This window comes from Variovorax sp. GW821-FHT10C12 (assembly GCF_059415405.1).
Genome location: NZ_JBWKNE010000002.1, coordinates 33,000 through 48,974, shown reverse-complemented (window position 1 = coordinate 48,974; position 15,975 = coordinate 33,000). Strand labels below are relative to the sequence as shown.

Genomic DNA, 15,975 nt, shown 5'->3' with positions numbered 1-15,975 from the left:
CTGCCGGCGCCGCTCAGCGCACGAAGTACAGGCCGCTGAACTGCGGCACACAGCGCTCGGGAAAGCCCGGCAGGTACAGCGAGCGCTCGAGCACCGGCCATTGGTCGCGCAGGACGTAGCCACGCGCCTCGATTTCTTCGACGTACTGCGTGCGGTTGTAGACGTGCACCGGCGAGAAGCAACCGGCTCCGATGTTCTGCGCCGTGACGTAGTCCTGCCCGTCATGCAGCGGAAGCTTGTTCAGCAGGAGATGGCGTGGCCGCACCGCGCAGTGCCGAAGCAATTCGCCGGGACGCGCATTCTCGAAATACTGCAGGGAACCGGCGGCGATCCAGATGTCGTCGCCACCGCCCATGGCATGTTCCAGGTCGCCTGTGAAGCTCAGGCCATCGGCCTCGGCCCCGGGACGCTCGGCCATGTCCCGACCGATCGATGCGATGGCCGGCACTTCGACGACGCGCCACGACAAGCCGCGCGGCATCTCGAGATAGCGGCGGTAGGCGTAGAAGTGCACGCCCACCGAGCCGCCGATGTCGAGCACCCGGGTGGCGCCGTCCCTGAACGCGCGGTCGAGCCACCACATCACGGGATAGTCGTAAGGAAACACCTTCTTCGTGCGCACGTCCACGTACTCGGACGCGAGCGCCGCGTGGTCGAACGCCGGGCTGGCCGGCAGCCAGTCGCGCGCCTGCGCGAAGGAATCGAACACGCCGAAGTAGCTGCCGAAACCGGCTTCGGAAAGAAACTGCTGGCGACGCCAGCGCAGCAGCGCCGGGCGGGTGACCGGCCCCTCGAGGATTTGCCGTACGACTTGCGAGGCGCTGGAGTGAGTCACGTCCTTCTCCATCATTCCGCCGGAAAGCGAAGCCTGTCCAGCGTAGTGTCGTCACCTGACTACGAGCACACCATCCCCCTGCCTGCGGGCAGCCATGAAAAAACCCGCCGAAGCGGGTTCTTTCGCGAAGGCCGGAACAGGTCCGGCATCGGGATGGGTGACTTACTTCTTGGCCGCTTCGTTCTCGGCCGTGCCCGGCACCTTCTCGCCGATCGCCTTGCCGGCACTGCGCATGCCGTCGGCCGTCTTGTGACCGGCGTTCTCGACCGCGTCACCGGTTTTCACGGCGGCGTTCTTGGTGGCGGCGGTCGCCTTCTTGGTGGTGTGCTTGGTGGCCTTCCAGGCCTTCTTGGTGCCGCGCTCGGTGGCGTTGGCTGCCTTCTTGGTGCCGCTCTTGGTGGCATCCCAGGCCTTCTCGGCGCCGCTTTCGGTGGCGTTCACGGCCTTCTTGGTCGTGCTCTTGGTGGCGTCCCAGGCCTTTTCCGTGCCGCGTGCGGTGGCGTCGACGGCGTCCTTGCCGGCTTCCTTCACCTTCTCGACCGTGGAAGGCTGGGCCGTAGCGGGCTGCGCCGTGGCGGGCGCCGCGGCGGTTTGCGCGACGGCCGAGACACCGATGGAGGCCAGCGCCAGTGCGAGCGCGACGGGCAGGGTGCGAACAAAAGATGTGGTCATGAAAGACTCCTTTTTTGAGTGAAGTGCGGAGTGACGACAGTGCCACTGGACAACCAACGTCACTTCGAACTTCAAGGATGACAGCAAAACCGGCCCGATGACCTGCGCTGGCGCAACTCGGGAACTTGGCCTACGCGGCAGGCGGACGCCCCTCCGACACGGCCAGCAGACTTTGGAGCTTCGGCAGGGCGGCCACCGCATTGCGCGTGGTGTTTTCAGCCAGCGACGCGATGTCGATGCCCCGCAGCTGCGCGACCACTTCGGCGATGCGCGGCAGCTCGCCCGGCTCGTTGCGGCCCTGCGCCTGGCCCGCCTCGCGCTGCGCCTGCGTGCGGTAGAGCCAGTGCGGCTGGATGTCGGGCGCGTCGGTTTCCATCACCAGCGCGTCCATCGGCAAGGTGGCCGCGAGGCGGCGCAACTGCAGCGCGCGCTCGAAGGTCACGGCGCCGCCGAAACCCAGCTTGAGCCCGATCTCGATGCAGGCCTGCGCCTGTTGCTCGCTGCCGTTGAACGCATGCGCGATGCCCTGCCACGGCCGCCCGCCCGCCGTCTGGCGCAGGTGCTTGAGCACCTTGTCGACCGAGCGCCGCACATGGATGAGCACGGGCAGTCCGTGCTTGCGCGCCAGTTGCAACTGAGTGTGAAAGAAGCGTTCCTGTTTGTCGGCGTCCAGGCCTTCGACGAAGTAGTCGAGCCCGATCTCGCCGACCGCCACCAGGCGCGGGTCGTCGCGCCGCGCATGCAGTTCGGCATCGAGCGTCTGCAGGTCGGCGTCGCTCGCCTGCCCCGTGCACAGCGGGTGGATGCCCAACGCGTAGGCGTCGCCCTGCGCGTGCGCCAGTTCGCGCACGGTGGCGAAGTTGAAGGCCGCCACCGCCGGAATGACGCACAGCACCACGCCCTGCGCCGCCGCGCGGGCGCGGATGACGGGCATCTCCGCCCCGAATTCGGGCGCATCGAGGTGACAGTGGGTATCGACAAACGCAGCCATCGCGCGATGATGCCCGAAGGGATGCACAGGCGCGGAAAGCGTGCTACTGTGAACTCCTTCTCGCGTCTTATTAGCCGGAGGTTCTCCGATGCGCAGGCCCGCTTTCTACAGCCGCTCGCCCCGCACGCTGCCGCCGGCCGCAGAACCGGCGGCCGGGTCGCCGGCGGATGCCGCGGCTGTGGCCGGGGCCGACGCCGTGCCAGCCCCACCACCGCGCGCACGCTGGCAGCCCGGACGCCGCGCCTTCGCACTGCTCACCGTCGCCTGCATCGCCATCGCCGCCGGCGGCGCCTTCTGGGCACCGCGCCACGGCGCCAAGGCGCTCACGCAGAAAGACATCGACGCCGCCGTGCTGCGCACGTTGCAGACCAACACCCTGCCCTCACCAGCTGCCAAGGCCGCCGACATCGTGCGGCCCTCGGTCGTGCGCGTGGTCGGCTACGGCCCCGAGAAGGCCACGCCCGAAGCCAAGACCCAGAAGCGCGGTCGCAACATGGCCAAGGGCAAGCCCCCCGAAGCGCCCGCCGACGGCGGCACGCCGGGCGAGGTCGAACGCGGCGTGGGCACGGGCGTGGTGATCGTCGACAAGGGCGTGATCCTCACCAACCTGCACGTGGTCGCCGGCGCCGAGAAGATCAAGGTCACCTTCGCCGACGGCCTGGAGGCCATCGCCGTCATCACCGGCGTGCAGCCCGAGAACGACCTCGCGGTGCTGCAGGCGCAGAAGATTCCCGACGACCTGATCCCCGCCGTGATGCGCTCCACCGCCGACCTGCGCCCCGGCGACCAGGTGGCCGCGGTGGGCTTTCCGTTCGGCATCGGGCCCTCGGTGTCGGCCGGCGTGGTGTCGGGCCTGAAGCGCTCCTTTCGCTCGCCCGAGGGCAAGCAGGAACTGGGTAACCTGATCCAGTTCGACGCCGCCGCCAACCCCGGCAACTCGGGCGGACCGCTCATCAACATGGACGGCGAGGTGCTGGGCATCGTCACCGCCATCCTCAACCCGACGCAGCAGCGCACCTTCATCGGCATCGCCTTCGCGGTGCCGATCGAGAACGCCGCCTCGGCAGCAGGCTCGCCGCCTTTCTGATTTCTTCGAAAGAAAGCCCTTCGCATGAGCACAGAAAACCCGACCTCGTCGACCTTTGCAACCGCCCCCGCCACCGCCGAGCTGATGGAGCAGATCCTCTACGAGGTGAAGCGCGTGGTCGTGGGGCAGGACCGTTTTCTCGAGCGCGTGATGGTCGCGATGCTCGCGGGCGGCCACCTGCTGGTCGAGGGCGTGCCGGGTCTGGCCAAGACGCTCACCATCAAGACGCTGGCCGACACCGTGCGCGGCCAGTTCAAGCGCATCCAGTTCACGCCCGACCTAGTGCCGGCCGACCTCGTGGGCACGCGCATCTACAACCAGAAGACGGGCGAGTTCAGCACCTCGCTGGGCCCGGTGTTCGCCAACCTGCTGCTGGCCGACGAAATCAACCGCGCGCCGGCCAAGGTGCAGAGCGCACTGCTCGAGGTGATGCAGGAGCGCCAGGTCACCATCGCCGGCGAGACGCACAAGGTGCCACGCCCCTTTCTCGTGATGGCCACGCAGAACCCGATCGAGACCGAGGGCACCTACCCGCTGCCCGAGGCGCAGGTCGACCGCTTCATGATGAAGGTGATGGTCGACTACCCGAGCGACGAGGAAGAGTTCGTGATCGTGCAGCGCGTGATCGGCCCGGTGGTCACGGCCACGCCGGTCGCCACCACCGAACAGCTGGCCGAGCTGCAGGCCGAGGCGCGGCGCGTGTACGTCGACCCCTCGCTGATCCAGTACGCCGTGAAGCTCGTGTCGGCCACGCGCACGCCCGAGAAGCACGGCCTGAAGGACTTGCGCCGCTTCATCACCTTCGGCGCCAGCCCGCGCGCCAGCATCAGCCTCACCGAAGGCGCGCGCGCCCTGGCGCTGCTGCGCGGTCGCAGCTACGCGCTGCCCGAAGACATGAGCGCGCTGGTGCCCGACGTGCTGCGCCACCGCGTGACGCTCTCCTACGAAGGCCTGTCCGAAGGGCTCACGCCCGACGGGCTGATCGAGAAGATCATGAAGGCCGTCCCTGCTCCTCCGAAGCCCTTGGAACATGAAAAGCTGGTGGCGTAAGGCCCCCGAGGCCGCGAACGACGACCGGCTCGCGATCGAAGCCGGCGGGGCCGAACGCGCGCTGCGCCGGCTCGAATGGACCGTGATCCGCCGCCTCGACGGCCTGCTGCAGGGCGACTACCGCACGCTGATGCGCGGCACCGGCCTGGACCTGGCCGACCTGCGCGAGTACCAGCACCACGACGACGTGCGCCACATCGACTGGAACGTCACCGCGCGGCTGCAGACGCCGCACGTGCGCGTGTTCACCGAAGACCGCGAGATGGCCGCATGGTTCGTGCTCGACCTGAGCCGCTCGGTCGATTTCGGCTCGGGCCTGAAGGCCAAGCGCGAGATCTCGGCCGGCTTCGTGGGCGTGCTCGCCCGGCTGCTCACGCGGCACGGCAACCGCGTCGGCGCGCTGGTCTACGGCCGCGACCTCGAGGCCGTGATCCCGCCGCGCACCGGCCGCCGCCATGTGCTGCACCTGCTGCACGCGATGGAAAAGCGCGCCCACCAGGCCGAGGCCGCGCCTGCGCAGAAAGGCATGACGCGCTTGGCCGACCTGCTGACCTCCGCCGCCGCACTCATGCCGCGCCGCTCCACCGTGTTCGTGGTGTCCGACTTTCTCAGCGAGCCCGGCTGGGAGCGCCCGCTGGGCCAGCTGGTGCAGCGGCACGAAGTGATTGCCGTGCGCCTGTTCGATCCGCTCGAGCTCGAGCTGCCCGACCTCGGCCTGGTGCCGCTGCGCGACGCCGAGACCGGCGAGCAGCTGTGGGTCGACACCCATGACGCGGGGTTCCGCAAACGCTTCGCGCGGCTGGCCGCCGAGCGCGAGACCACCCTGCGCGAGTCGCTGGCCCGGGCCGGCGTCGACGCCCTCGAACTCTCGACCAACGACGATCTGGTCGAAGCCATCGTGCGATTCGCGGACCTGCGCAAGCGCCGGGTCCGCGGCGTCGCAGCGGGTGGCGGGAAGGCGGTGGTGGCGGCATGACATTCCTCTGGCCTCAATTCCTCTGGCTGCTGGCGGCCTTGCCGCTGCTGGTGCTCCTGTATGTCTGGCTGATCCGCCGCAAGAAGAAGATGGCGGTGCGCTACGCCAGCCTGTCGATCGTGCGCGAGGCCATGGGCCCGGGCCAGAGCCTGCGGCGCCACATTCCGCCGCTGCTGTTCCTGGTGGCCATGGCCGCGATGCTCGTGGCGGCGGCGCGGCCGATGGCGGTGGTGGTGCTGCCCTCGAACCAGCAGACCATCATCCTGGCGATGGACGTGTCGGGCAGCATGCGTGCGGCCGACGTGCTGCCCAACCGGCTGGTGGCGGCGCAGGAGGCGGCCAAGAGCTTCATCAAGGACCTGCCGCGCCACGTGAAGGTCGGCATCGTCGCCTTCGCGGGCAGCGCGCAGGTGGCGCAGTTGCCCACCACCAGCCACGACGACCTCGTGACGGCCATCGACAGCTTCCAGCTGCAGCGCGCCACGGCCACGGGCAACGCCATCGTGGTGTCGCTGGCCACGCTGTTCCCCGACGCGGGCATCGACATCTCGCAGTTCAGCGCGCCCAGCCGCCAGCGCGGCATTCCGATCGACCAGAACGAGAAGCAGCTCAAGGAGTTCACGCCCGTGGCGCCCGGCTCGTTCACCTCGGCCGCGATCATCATGCTGACCGACGGCCAGCGCACCACCGGCGTCGACCCGCTCGACGCCGCCAAGGCCGCGGCCGACCGCGGCGTGCGCATCTACACGGTGGGTGTGGGCACGGTCGACGGCGAGACCATCGGCTTCGAAGGCTGGTCGATGCGCGTGCGGCTCGACGAAGAAACCCTCAAGGCCATCGCCAACAAGACCAGCGCCGAGTACTTTTACGCCGGCACCGCGAGCGACCTGAAGAAGGTCTACGAAACGCTGAGCTCCAGGCTCACGGTCGAGAAGAAGGAAACCGAGATCTCCGCGCTGTTCGCGCTGGGCGCGGCGGTGCTCACGCTGCTGTCGGCGGGGCTGTCGCTGCTCTGGTTCAACCGGATTCTTTAGCGCGCGAAGCGCGAGGCTGGGGCGCGGCCTCGAGGCCGGCGAGCACCTCGCGCAGGATTTCTTCCGACAGCGCTTCGTCGTCCACCGCGCGGGCCATCACCACGCCGCCGTACATCGATGCCAGCGTGCGGATCGCATCGCCCCGCGCATTCTTTTTCGCGCGCCATGGAAAGCGGCAGGTGAAGCGGTCGATGACGAGTTTCAGGTACGCCGTCAACGACGCATTCACGCCTTCGCCGTTGCCCGCCTGGCCGGCGAACGCCGCCACCAGGCAGCCCTCGGCACGCGCGTCGCGGTGCTCGTGGCTCAGGTAGGCCTGCACGTAGGCGCGCATGCCTTCGGGCGTTTCTCCGGCCGCGTCGAGGTCGGCGAGCGCGGACACCGCGGAGTGCGTGATGCACTCGGCCATCAGCGCCTCCTTCGAATCGAAGTGGTTGTAGAAGGGCCCGTGCGTGAGGCCGGTGGCTTTCATGACCTCGCTCACGCTCACGCCGAAGCCGCGCTCCTTGAACAGGCGCGACGCTTCCTCGAGGATCTTCTGGTGCTTTTCGGCTGTTTCTGCTGCGGGGTAGCGCATGTGACCTCTTTCTGCTGCGGGGTACTTCGATCCCCCGTTTGACGCTATTCATGATAGCCGTCATGCTTCGATACCTCAAACATGATGGTCATCATGCTTGCAGTGAAAACGGCTTTTCCGACCCACCCCCTACCCTTTGAACGGATTCGAAATGAGCGATCAAGCAACCCCCGGCACCGCCGTCGTCACCGGCGCCTCGGCCGGCCTCGGCAAGATCTATGCGGACCGCCTGGCCCGCCGCGGCCACGACCTGCTGCTGGTGGCGCGGCGCGCCGAGCTGCTCGAAGCAGTCGCGGCCGAGCTGCGCGCCCGGTACGGCGTGAAGGTGCAGACGCTGGCCGCCGACCTGGCCAGCGGCGGCGACCTCGAACGCGTGGCCCAGGCCGTGGCGGCCGACCCGTCGGTCACGCTGCTGGTCAACAACGCCGGGATTTCCACGCTCGCGCCCGTGGCGCAGACCACGCCCGCGCAGCTGCAAAGCATGCTCGACGTGAATATCAACGCGCTCGCGCACCTGAGCCGCGCCGCGCTGACCGCCTTCACCTCGCGCAACCGCGGCACGCTGGTGAACGTCGGCTCGGTGCTGGGCTTCCACACGCTGCCGATCAGCAGCATCTACAGCGGCACCAAGGCCTTCGTGGTCGCGTTCACGCGCGGACTGCAGGACGAAGTGGCGGGCACCGGCGTGAAGGTGCAGCTGGTGCTGCCGGCGGCCACGGCCACCGACATCTGGGAGCTGTCGGGCGTGCCGATGTCGACGCTGGCCGAAGGCACGATCATGGCCGCCGAAGACTGCGTGGATGCCGCACTGGCCGGGCTCGACCTGGGAGAGCCGATCACCCTGCCCTCGGTGAACGAGGCGAAGCTGCTCGCGGCCTTCACCGAGGCAGGCGCCACGCTGTTCAGCGCGTCGCAGACCGGCCAGCCGGCCACGCGCTACCTGGCAGCAGCCTGATCGGCCCCGGCGGGAGTCGCTGCGGGGTCCGGCAGCTTCACCGCCCCCACCCCGCCCAGAAACAGGTCGGCCACGATCGGCGCGATGGCCGCGTGGTCGAGCCGGCCGCCGGGCTTCATCCAGGTGAACATCCAGTTGATCATGCCGAACAGCAGCATGGTCAGCGGCTTGGCGAGCTCGTCGCTCGGCGCACCGGGGTGCAGCGCCGACACGGCGCGCGCAAAGCCGGCGACCACGGCGCGCTCCTGGTCGAGCACGCGCTCGCGGTCTTCGTCCTCGAGAAAGCGCACGTCGTCGGTCAGCACGCGGTGCGCGTCCTGCGCGCCGGCGTACTCCTCGACGATGCGGTAGATGAAGCGGCGCAGGCGCTCCTCGTCGGTGGAGGGCTGGGCCTCTTCCTCGGCCACCAGCGCCGCCAGCTTCGAGACGTGCGTCTCGGCGATGCTGATGAGCAGGCTGCTCTTGTCCTTGTAGTAGTGGTAGAGCGTGGCCTTCGACAGGTTGCAGGCCTCGGCGACCTGGTTCATCGAGGTCGCGGGGTAGCCGCGGCGGGCGAACAGCTGGGCGGCCTGCGCGAGGATCAGTTCGCGCTGGTCGTCGTAGGTGGCGGATCTTCCACGCGGCATCGGGTCTTCTTCCTGGGTTGTCTGTCGGTTGCTGGCGTACAGCAGGCTCGATCTTGCATGAAGCCGCAGGGCTATCCGCGGCGGGTGGCGATCAGGGATTTCACGTCGGTGGCGGGCAGGCGCGGCCGGTCTTTTTCAACCTCGGCGAGCGGCGCCACCTCGTGCAGGCTGGCCAGGCTGCGCACCGTCAGCGCCTGGTAGGTCTGCGTGCCTTCGAGCTTCCAGGCGATCTCTTCGTCGCTGAGTTCGCGCCGCACCTTGGCCGGGATGCCCGCCGCGAGCGAACGCGCGGGCACCTTCATGCCGGCGGGCACGAAGGCGCAGGCCGCGACGATGGCTTTCTCGCCCACCTCGGCCTCGTCCATCACCACCGCGTTCATGCCCACCAGCGCGTCGCGCCGCACGATGCAGCTGTGCAGGATCGCGCCGTGGCCGATGTGGCCGTTGACCTCCACCACCGTGTCGTTGTCGGGAAAGCCGTGGATGCAGCAGTGGTCCTGCACGTTGGAACCCTCCTGCAAGACGATGCGGCCGAAGTCGCCGCGCAGGCTGGCGCAGGGGCCGACGTAGCAGTGGGGGCCGACGATCACGTCGCCGATTAGCACGGCCGTGGGATGCACGTAGGCGCTCGGGTCGACGACAGGAATCACGCCGTCGATGGAATAGCTGGGCATTCGGTCTCCTTGTTTTTTGCGAGTCTCAGGGTTTGCCCTGAATGCACCCCGCTTGTGCCGGAATCGAGGTCGATCCTAAAATCAACCGAACGGTCGGTCAATAGTGTTTGCCTGCCGATACGGCCCCACAAAGGATGAAAGAGACACGCATGACTGAGCCTTTGGTACTCATCAGCGACAGCGGCGCCGTCCGCACGCTGAGCCTGAACCGCCCCGCGGCGCTCAACAGCTTCACGACCGGGCTGCACGCCGAGCTGCTGGCCGCGCTCGAAGCCGCGGCCGCCGACAGCAGCGTGCGCTGCATGGTGCTCACCGGCGCCGGCCGCGCCTTCTGCGCGGGGCAGGACCTGGCCGACCCGTCGGTCGCGCCCGACCCCACGCCGGGCGCCGCGCCCAAGGACCTGGGCCACGTCATCTCTGCTTATTACGGCCCGCTGGTCGCACGCCTGCGTTCGATGCCGGTGCCCGTGGTTGCCGCCGTCAACGGCGTGGCGGCCGGCGCGGGCGCCAACCTCGCGCTGTGCTGCGACCTCGTCGTGGCCGGCCGCTCGGCCAGCTTCATCCAGGCCTTCACCAAGATCGGCCTCGTGCCCGACACCGGCGGCACCTGGCTGCTGCCGCGCCTCGTGGGCCCGGCGCGCGCGCTGGGCATCGCGATGCTGGGCGACAAGCTCCCGGCCGAGGAAGCCGCGCGCATCGGCCTGATCTGGCAGTGCGTGGACGACGCGGCCCTGGCCGACACCGCCGCCGCGCTGGCGGCGCGCCTGGCCGGCATGCCCACGCGCGCGCTGGTCGCCACCCGCGAGGCCATGGCCGCCGCGCAGAACCTCGACCTGGGCGCGGCACTTGCCGAAGAAGCGCGCATCCAACGCGAGATGGGCAATGCCGACGACTACCGCGAAGGTGTCGAGGCTTTCCGCGCCAAGCGCGCCCCGGTGTTCAAGGACCGCTGAGATGACCGACGCTTCCCGCACCCCGCAACAGACCGCCGAGTTCGTGCGCGACGGCATGTTCGCGAACGACAACGCCAGCAAGGGCCTGGGCATGCGTATCGTGGAGGTCGGCCCCGGCCAGGCCACGCTCGAGATGCGCGTGCGCCCCGACATGCTCAACGGCCACGCCATCTGCCACGGCGGCTTCATGGCCACTCTGGCCGATTCCACCTTCGCCTTCGCCTGCAACTCGTACAACGAGCTGACCGTGGCCTCGGGCTTCGCCATCGACTTCCTCGCGCCGGCGCGCGAGGGCGACGTGCTCACCGCGCGCTGCTTCGAAGTCTCCAAGGCCGGGCGCACCGGCGTGTACGACACCGAAATCACCAACCAGCGCGGCGAGCGCATCGCGATGTTCCGCGGTCGCTCGTACACCGCCAAGGGCCGGCCGGCCGTCCCGGCCGCTTGAGGAGACACCCCACCATGACCGTGAAACGCCCCGCCCCCGGCGACCTCGAGCCGATCGAAACCGCCAGCCGCGACGAGATCGCCGCCCTGCAGCTCACGCGCCTGCGCACCACGCTGCGCAACGCCTACGACAACGTGCCGCACTACCGCCAGGCCTTCGATGCCAAGGGCGTGCACCCCGACGACCTGAAGTCACTGGCCGACCTGTCGAAATTCCCGTTCACGGTGAAGACCGACCTGCGCGACAACTACCCCTTCGGCATGTTCGCCGTGCCGCGCACGCAGGTGGCGCGCATCCACGCGTCGTCGGGCACCACCGGCAAGCCGACCGTGGTGGGCTACACCAAGAAAGACATCGACACCTGGGCCGACCTCGTCGCGCGCTCCATCCGCGCGGCGGGCGGACGGCCCGGCGACATGATCCACGTCGCCTACGGCTACGGCCTCTTCACCGGCGGCCTGGGCGCGCACTACGGCGCCGAGCGCGCCGGCTGCACCGTCATCCCGATGTCGGGCGGCCAGACCGAGAAGCAGGTCCAGCTGATCCAGGACTTCAAGCCCGACATCATCATGGTCACGCCCAGCTACATGCAGGTGATCATCGAGCAGTTCGAACGCCAGGGCCTCGACGCGAAAGACAGCTCGCTCAAGGTCGGCATCTTCGGCGCCGAGCCGTGGACCGAAGCCATGCGCCGCGACATCGAGACGCGCGCCGGCATCGACGCCGTCGACATCTACGGCCTCTCCGAAGTGATGGGCCCGGGCGTGGCCAGCGAATGCGTCGAGAGCAAGGACGGCCCGGTGATCTGGGAAGACCACTTCTACCCCGAGATCATCGACCCCGAAACCGGCGAGCTGAAGGCCGACGGCGAAGAAGGCGAACTGGTCTTCACCTCGCTGAGCAAGGAGGCCATGCCCATCGTGCGCTACCGCACGCGCGACCTCACGCGCCTGTTGCCGCCCACCTCGCGGTCGTTCCGCCGCATGGGCAAGATCGTCGGGCGCAGCGACGACATGATGATCATCCGCGGCGTGAACGTCTTCCCCACGCAGGTGGAAGAGATCGTGCTCGCGCACAGCGCCCTCACCGGCCTGTACCAGGTGCGCGTGAGCCGCGAAGGCCTGCTCGACCAGGTCGAGGTGCACTGCGAACTCACGCCGCACGAAGCCGCCGCGGCCGACCGCAACGCGATTTCCGAATGGGTGCAGCACCGCGTGAAGACGCTCATCGGCATCTCCACCCGCGTGGTCGTGCACGGCCCCGACGAAATGGAACGCACGCAGACCGGCAAGGCCCGGCGCGTCGTCGACACGCGCCCGCGCTGAGCGCCCGCGCACCCACACACCGCACCGAAAGGACACGCACATGTACACCCAGGCCATGGACACGATGGGCAAGGACGCAGGCGACGGCAAGCAGAAGGCCGTGCGCTCCGCCGACGAGCTGCGTCTCGAGGAACGCTTCGACGCGCGCATCGACGCCGGCGACTTCATCGAGGCGAAAGACTGGATGCCCGAGCACTACCGCAAGACGCTGGTGCGCCAGATCAGCCAGCACGCGCATTCGGAAATCGTCGGCATGCTGCCCGAAGGCAACTGGATCAGCCGCGCGCCCACGCTCAAGCGCAAGGCCATCCTCTTGGCCAAGGTGCAGGACGAAGGCGGCCACGGCCTGTACCTGTACGCCGCCGCCGAAACGCTGGGCACCTCGCGCGACCAGATGTTCGACGCGCTGCACACGGGCAAGGCCAAGTACAGCTCGATCTTCAACTACCCCACGCTCAGCTGGGCCGACATGGGCACCATCGGCTGGCTGGTCGACGGCGCGGCCATCATGAACCAGGTGCCGATCTGCCGCTGCTCGTACGCACCGTATGCGCGCGCCATGATCCGCATCTGCCGCGAAGAGAGCTTTCACCAGCGCCAGGGCTACGAGTCGCTGCTGACCATGATGACCCACGGCACCGACGCGCAAAAGGCCATGGTGCAGGACGCGGTCAACCGCTGGTGGTGGCCCTCGATCATGATGTTCGGCCCGCCCGACGACCAGTCGCCCAACTCGGCGCAGTCGATGCGCTGGGGCATCAAGCGCTTCAGCAACGACGAGCTGCGCCAGAAGTTCATCGACGCCACCGTCGAACAGGCCGCGATCCTCGGCGTGACGCTGCCCGATCCCGACCTCAAGTGGAACGAAGAACGCCAGGCGCACGACTTCGGCGTCATCGACTGGAGCGAATTCTGGCGCGTGATCGCCGGCGACGGCCCCTGCAACCGCGAACGCCTGCAGGCCCGCGTCGATGCCTGGGACGACGGCGCCTGGGTGCGCGAAGCCGCCCTCGCCCACGCCAACAAACAACCTCTGAAGGAAGCAGCATGAGCACCGAAATGAAGCAAGAGTGGCCCCTGTGGGAAGTGTTCGTGCGCAGCAAGGCCGGCCTCGATCACAAGCACTGCGGCAGCCTGCACGCGGCCGACCCGAAGATGGCGATCCAGATGGCGCGCGACGTCTACACGCGCCGCCAGGAAGGCAGCAGCATCTGGGTGGTGCGCTCCGACCAGATCGTGGCCAGCGACCCGGGCGACAAGGACATGTTCTTCGACCCGGCCGAAGACAAGGTCTACCGCCACCCCACCTTCTACGCGCTGCCCAAGTCCGTGGACCACATGTGAGCGAGGAACGGCACGCCATGCAAGCCTCGATCGAACTGAACCGCACGCCCGCCGTGCACTACCTGCTGCGCATCGGTGACACCTGCCTGGTGCTCGCGCAGCGCCTGGGCGAATGGTGCGGCCACGCACCGGTGCTCGAAGAAGACATCGCGATGGCCAACATCGCGCTCGACCTCGTCGGCCAGGCCCGCGCGGTGCTCACGCACGCCGGCCAGCTCGAAGGCGCCGGCCGCGCGCACGACGAAGACCAGCTCGCCTACCTGCGCGACGAGCGCGACTACTTCAACCTCACGCTGGTCGAGCTGCCACGCGGCGACTTCGCCTTTGCCGTGCTGCGCAACACCATGGTCGCCACGCTGCTCAAGCTGCTGTGGCAACGCCTGGCCGCGTCGAGCGACGCCGAGGTGGCCGCCATCGCCGGCAAGGCGCTGAAGGAAGCGCGCTACCACCAGCAGCACTCGGCCGACTGGGTCGTGCGCCTGGGCGACGGCACCGACGAATCGCGCCGCCGCACCGAGAAGGCGCTCAAGCAGCTGTGGCTCTACGTGCCCGAGCTGTTCGACAGCGACGACGTCGATGCGCAGGCCAGCGCCAGCGGCCTCGGCCCGGCCTGGAGCGAACTGCGCGAGCCGTGGCTGGCCGAAATGCAGCAGGTGCTCGACGCCGCCGGCCTCGCCATGCCGAAGGAAGCCGCCTTCCGCAGCACCGGCAAGCACGGCGTGCACAGCGAGCACATGGGCTACATCCTGGCCGAGATGCAGCACCTGCAGCGCAGCTTCCCCGGAGGCGTGTGGTGATGAACGCCGTGGCGTCGCGCATTGATGCGGCGTGGGCCGTGCTGCACACCGTGCCCGACCCCGAGGTGCCGGCCGTGTCGGTCTGCGACCTGGGCATCGTGCGCGAGGTGATCGAACACGACGACGGCCTGGAGATCGTGCTCACGCCGACCTACTCCGGCTGCCCCGCGACCGAAGCCATCGAGCACGACGTGCTGGCCGCCATCGAGCACGCAGGCCTCGGCCGCGCGCGCGCCACGTTGCGCCGCGCACCCGCCTGGACCAGCGACTGGATCAGCGACGCAGGCCGCGACAAGCTCAAGGCCTACGGCATCGCGCCGCCCGCGCACCTCACGCCCGAGCAGGCCTCCAACACCGCCATGCCGATCAAGCTCTTCGGCCGCATGGCCGGCGAGCGCATCGCCTGCCCCCGCTGCGCCAGCGAGCGCACCGAGCGGCTGTCTGCTTTCGGCTCCACGGCGTGCAAGGCCCTGTACCGCTGCATGGCCTGCCGCGAACCCTTCGAACATTTCAAGCCTATCTGAGGCACGCCCACGATGAGCACCCTCTTCCACCCCCTGCGCGTGAAGGCCATCGAGCCCGACACGCACGAGGCCGTCATCGTCTCGTTCGAGGTGCCGCCCGCGCTGCGCGAAGTCTTCGGCTTCACGCAGGGCCAGTACCTCACGCTGCGCCATGACATCGACGGCCAGGACCTGCGCCGTTCCTATTCGATCTGCGCCGGCCTCGACGACGGCGAGCTGCGCGTCGGCGTGCGCAAGGTGCGCGGCGGCGTGTTCTCCAACTGGATCAACGCCCACCTGCAGCCCGGCGACAGCCTGCAGGTGATGGCGCCGCAAGGCCGCTTCTTCGTGCCCATCGAGCCCGAGGCCGCGCGCCACCACGTCGGCATCGCCGGCGGCAGCGGCATCACGCCGATCCTGTCGATCATGAAGACCGTGCTGGCGCGCGAGCCCAAGAGCCGCTTCACGCTGATCTACGGCAACCGCCAGCTGCAGTCCACGATGTTCAAGGAAGAGATCGAGGACCTGAAGAACCGCCACATGACGCGCCTCGTGCTGCAGCACGTGTTCTCCGACGAGCACACCGATTCGCCGCTGGGCTTCGGCGTGATGAACCGCGAGAAGATCGGCGAGTTCCTGGCTTCGGTGGTGCCCGCCGCGCAGATCGACCACGTGTACGTGTGCGGCCCGTTCCAGATGAACGACGAGGCCGAGGCCGCGCTGCTCGCCGCGGGCGTGCCCGAAGACCGCATCCACATCGAGCGCTTCGGTGTCGCGCTGCCCTCGGCCACCTCGGCCAACCAGGTCGGCGCGGTGGTGCACGAGGCGCAGCCGGGCGACGCCAAGCAGGCGCGCGTGACCATCGTGCGCGACGGCCTGCAGCGCGAGATCACCTACACCGAGGGCCAGCCCAGCATCCTCGATGCGGCGTCGGCGGCCGGGCTCGAGGTGCCGTTCTCGTGCACCTCGGGCGTGTGCGGCACCTGCCGCGCGAAGTGCGTGGACGGGGAAGTCCGCATGGAAAGAAACTTCGCGCTCGACAAGAATGAGGTGGCCGCGGGATTCGTGCTGACCTGCCAGGCCCACCCCCTGACCGAACGCGTCACGCTGTCCTTCGACGAGCGTTGA

At 68.7% G+C, this 15,975-nt stretch carries 19 protein-coding genes; 13 read left to right on the top strand and 6 right to left on the bottom strand.

Translation table 11 applies throughout. The features are described from left to right. Positions 1 to 13: 13 nt before the first annotated feature. From AC07OH_RS13425 to AC07OH_RS13415, 3 genes are all read right to left on the bottom strand, one after another. Positions 14 to 835, bottom strand: a complete 822-nt coding sequence (locus AC07OH_RS13425; RefSeq protein WP_495301015.1) for a methyltransferase, TIGR04325 family — start codon at positions 833 to 835, stop codon at positions 14 to 16. A gap of 162 nt (positions 836 to 997) precedes the next feature. Next, positions 998 to 1,507, bottom strand: coding sequence for a hypothetical protein (locus tag AC07OH_RS13420; protein ID WP_495301014.1), 510 nt, complete (start codon positions 1,505 to 1,507; stop codon positions 998 to 1,000). A 130-nt stretch (positions 1,508 to 1,637) separates the two neighbouring features. After that, positions 1,638 to 2,498, bottom strand: coding sequence for a TatD family hydrolase (locus tag AC07OH_RS13415; RefSeq protein WP_495301013.1), 861 nt, complete (start codon positions 2,496 to 2,498; stop codon positions 1,638 to 1,640). Positions 2,499 to 2,586: 88 nt separating this feature from the next. Between AC07OH_RS13415 and AC07OH_RS13410 the strand changes: the two genes are divergently transcribed. From AC07OH_RS13410 to AC07OH_RS13395, 4 genes are read left to right on the top strand one after another with little or no spacing between them, the layout of a single operon-like run. Beyond that, complete coding sequence (locus AC07OH_RS13410) at positions 2,587 to 3,585, top strand: S1C family serine protease (protein ID WP_495301012.1); 999 nt, start codon at positions 2,587 to 2,589, stop codon at positions 3,583 to 3,585. Between the two features lie 24 nt (positions 3,586 to 3,609). After that, positions 3,610 to 4,635, top strand: coding sequence for an AAA family ATPase (locus AC07OH_RS13405; protein WP_095949404.1), 1,026 nt, complete (start codon positions 3,610 to 3,612; stop codon positions 4,633 to 4,635). After that, positions 4,616 to 5,611 (top strand): DUF58 domain-containing protein, encoded by a 996-nt coding sequence (locus tag AC07OH_RS13400; protein WP_062478616.1) that lies wholly within the window; start codon positions 4,616 to 4,618, stop codon positions 5,609 to 5,611. The genes AC07OH_RS13405 and AC07OH_RS13400 overlap by 20 nt, the downstream gene beginning before the upstream one ends. Next, complete coding sequence (locus AC07OH_RS13395) at positions 5,608 to 6,645, top strand: VWA domain-containing protein (RefSeq protein ID WP_492677228.1); 1,038 nt, start codon at positions 5,608 to 5,610, stop codon at positions 6,643 to 6,645. Before AC07OH_RS13400 ends, AC07OH_RS13395 begins: the two co-directional genes overlap by 4 nt. Here the strand turns inward: AC07OH_RS13395 and AC07OH_RS13390 are convergent. Continuing rightward, the gene (locus AC07OH_RS13390) at positions 6,629 to 7,222 is read right to left on the bottom strand and encodes a TetR/AcrR family transcriptional regulator (protein WP_495301011.1); all 594 of its coding nucleotides are present in this window, start codon (positions 7,220 to 7,222) and stop codon (positions 6,629 to 6,631) included. The genes AC07OH_RS13395 and AC07OH_RS13390 overlap by 17 nt on opposite strands. A 151-nt stretch (positions 7,223 to 7,373) precedes the next feature. Here AC07OH_RS13390 and AC07OH_RS13385 point away from each other — a divergent pair, with 151 nt between their 5' ends. Further along, a complete protein-coding gene (locus tag AC07OH_RS13385; protein ID WP_495301010.1) occupies positions 7,374 to 8,177 on the top strand; it encodes an SDR family NAD(P)-dependent oxidoreductase in 804 nt (267 codons plus the stop codon). Here the strand turns inward: AC07OH_RS13385 and AC07OH_RS13380 are convergent. Beyond that, the gene (locus tag AC07OH_RS13380) at positions 8,159 to 8,803 is read right to left on the bottom strand and encodes a TetR/AcrR family transcriptional regulator (RefSeq protein WP_495301009.1); all 645 of its coding nucleotides are present in this window, start codon (positions 8,801 to 8,803) and stop codon (positions 8,159 to 8,161) included. The genes AC07OH_RS13385 and AC07OH_RS13380 overlap by 19 nt on opposite strands. 71 nt (positions 8,804 to 8,874) lie before the next feature. Then, complete coding sequence (locus AC07OH_RS13375; protein WP_159278218.1) at positions 8,875 to 9,477, bottom strand: phenylacetic acid degradation protein PaaY; 603 nt, start codon at positions 9,475 to 9,477, stop codon at positions 8,875 to 8,877. A 149-nt stretch (positions 9,478 to 9,626) separates the two neighbouring features. On the opposite strand from AC07OH_RS13375, the gene AC07OH_RS13370 reads away from it, so the two are divergent. Genes AC07OH_RS13370 through paaE form a run of 8 tightly spaced genes read left to right on the top strand, consistent with a single transcriptional unit; the run spans position 9,627 to position 15,975 of the window. After that, a complete protein-coding gene (locus AC07OH_RS13370) occupies positions 9,627 to 10,430 on the top strand; it encodes an enoyl-CoA hydratase-related protein (protein WP_495301008.1) in 804 nt (267 codons plus the stop codon). Between the two features lies 1 nt (position 10,431). Continuing rightward, positions 10,432 to 10,878: a hydroxyphenylacetyl-CoA thioesterase PaaI gene (paaI, locus tag AC07OH_RS13365; protein WP_056578139.1), complete on the top strand. Its 447-nt coding sequence runs from the start codon at positions 10,432 to 10,434 to the stop codon at positions 10,876 to 10,878. Between the two features lie 14 nt (positions 10,879 to 10,892). Further along, entirely contained in the window at positions 10,893 to 12,203 is a 1,311-nt protein-coding gene (gene paaK / locus AC07OH_RS13360; protein ID WP_495301007.1) for a phenylacetate--CoA ligase PaaK, read from the top strand. A 40-nt stretch (positions 12,204 to 12,243) separates the two neighbouring features. Further along, positions 12,244 to 13,254 carry a 1,2-phenylacetyl-CoA epoxidase subunit PaaA gene (paaA, locus tag AC07OH_RS13355; protein ID WP_495301006.1) on the top strand — a complete coding sequence of 337 codons (1,011 nt, stop codon included), beginning with the start codon at positions 12,244 to 12,246 and terminating at the stop codon, positions 13,252 to 13,254. Then, positions 13,251 to 13,547, top strand: a complete 297-nt coding sequence (gene paaB, locus AC07OH_RS13350; protein ID WP_159275003.1) for a 1,2-phenylacetyl-CoA epoxidase subunit PaaB — start codon at positions 13,251 to 13,253, stop codon at positions 13,545 to 13,547. The genes paaA and paaB overlap by 4 nt, the downstream gene beginning before the upstream one ends. A gap of 17 nt (positions 13,548 to 13,564) precedes the next feature. Further along, positions 13,565 to 14,344, top strand: a complete 780-nt coding sequence (gene paaC / locus AC07OH_RS13345) for a 1,2-phenylacetyl-CoA epoxidase subunit PaaC (RefSeq protein ID WP_095949436.1) — start codon at positions 13,565 to 13,567, stop codon at positions 14,342 to 14,344. Then, positions 14,344 to 14,868 carry a 1,2-phenylacetyl-CoA epoxidase subunit PaaD gene (paaD, locus tag AC07OH_RS13340; protein WP_495301005.1) on the top strand — a complete coding sequence of 175 codons (525 nt, stop codon included), beginning with the start codon at positions 14,344 to 14,346 and terminating at the stop codon, positions 14,866 to 14,868. Before paaC ends, paaD begins: the two co-directional genes overlap by 1 nt. A gap of 12 nt (positions 14,869 to 14,880) precedes the next feature. Then, positions 14,881 to 15,975 (top strand): 1,2-phenylacetyl-CoA epoxidase subunit PaaE, encoded by a 1,095-nt coding sequence (gene paaE, locus AC07OH_RS13335; RefSeq protein ID WP_495301004.1) that lies wholly within the window; start codon positions 14,881 to 14,883, stop codon positions 15,973 to 15,975.

Excerpts from the sequence above, each read along its gene's own strand:
- AC07OH_RS13420 (WP_495301014.1), bottom strand. The coding sequence starts at position 1,507 with ATGACCACATCTTTTGTTCGCACCCTGCCCGTCGCGCTCGCACTGGCG.
- AC07OH_RS13415 (WP_495301013.1), bottom strand. The coding sequence starts at position 2,498 with ATGGCTGCGTTTGTCGATACCCACTGTCACCTCGATGCGCCCGAATTC.
- AC07OH_RS13410 (WP_495301012.1), top strand. The coding sequence starts at position 2,587 with ATGCGCAGGCCCGCTTTCTACAGCCGCTCGCCCCGCACGCTGCCGCCG.
- AC07OH_RS13405 (WP_095949404.1), top strand. The coding sequence starts at position 3,610 with ATGAGCACAGAAAACCCGACCTCGTCGACCTTTGCAACCGCCCCCGCC.
- AC07OH_RS13400 (WP_062478616.1), top strand. The coding sequence starts at position 4,616 with ATGAAAAGCTGGTGGCGTAAGGCCCCCGAGGCCGCGAACGACGACCGG.
- AC07OH_RS13395 (WP_492677228.1), top strand. The coding sequence starts at position 5,608 with ATGACATTCCTCTGGCCTCAATTCCTCTGGCTGCTGGCGGCCTTGCCG.
- AC07OH_RS13390 (WP_495301011.1), bottom strand. The coding sequence starts at position 7,222 with ATGCGCTACCCCGCAGCAGAAACAGCCGAAAAGCACCAGAAGATCCTC.
- AC07OH_RS13385 (WP_495301010.1), top strand. The coding sequence starts at position 7,374 with ATGAGCGATCAAGCAACCCCCGGCACCGCCGTCGTCACCGGCGCCTCG.
- AC07OH_RS13380 (WP_495301009.1), bottom strand. The coding sequence starts at position 8,803 with ATGCCGCGTGGAAGATCCGCCACCTACGACGACCAGCGCGAACTGATC.
- AC07OH_RS13375 (WP_159278218.1), bottom strand. The coding sequence starts at position 9,477 with ATGCCCAGCTATTCCATCGACGGCGTGATTCCTGTCGTCGACCCGAGC.
- AC07OH_RS13370 (WP_495301008.1), top strand. The coding sequence starts at position 9,627 with ATGACTGAGCCTTTGGTACTCATCAGCGACAGCGGCGCCGTCCGCACG.
- paaI (WP_056578139.1), top strand. The coding sequence starts at position 10,432 with ATGACCGACGCTTCCCGCACCCCGCAACAGACCGCCGAGTTCGTGCGC.
- paaK (WP_495301007.1), top strand. The coding sequence starts at position 10,893 with ATGACCGTGAAACGCCCCGCCCCCGGCGACCTCGAGCCGATCGAAACC.
- paaA (WP_495301006.1), top strand. The coding sequence starts at position 12,244 with ATGTACACCCAGGCCATGGACACGATGGGCAAGGACGCAGGCGACGGC.
- paaB (WP_159275003.1), top strand. The coding sequence starts at position 13,251 with ATGAGCACCGAAATGAAGCAAGAGTGGCCCCTGTGGGAAGTGTTCGTG.
- paaC (WP_095949436.1), top strand. The coding sequence starts at position 13,565 with ATGCAAGCCTCGATCGAACTGAACCGCACGCCCGCCGTGCACTACCTG.
- paaD (WP_495301005.1), top strand. The coding sequence starts at position 14,344 with ATGAACGCCGTGGCGTCGCGCATTGATGCGGCGTGGGCCGTGCTGCAC.
- paaE (WP_495301004.1), top strand. The coding sequence starts at position 14,881 with ATGAGCACCCTCTTCCACCCCCTGCGCGTGAAGGCCATCGAGCCCGAC.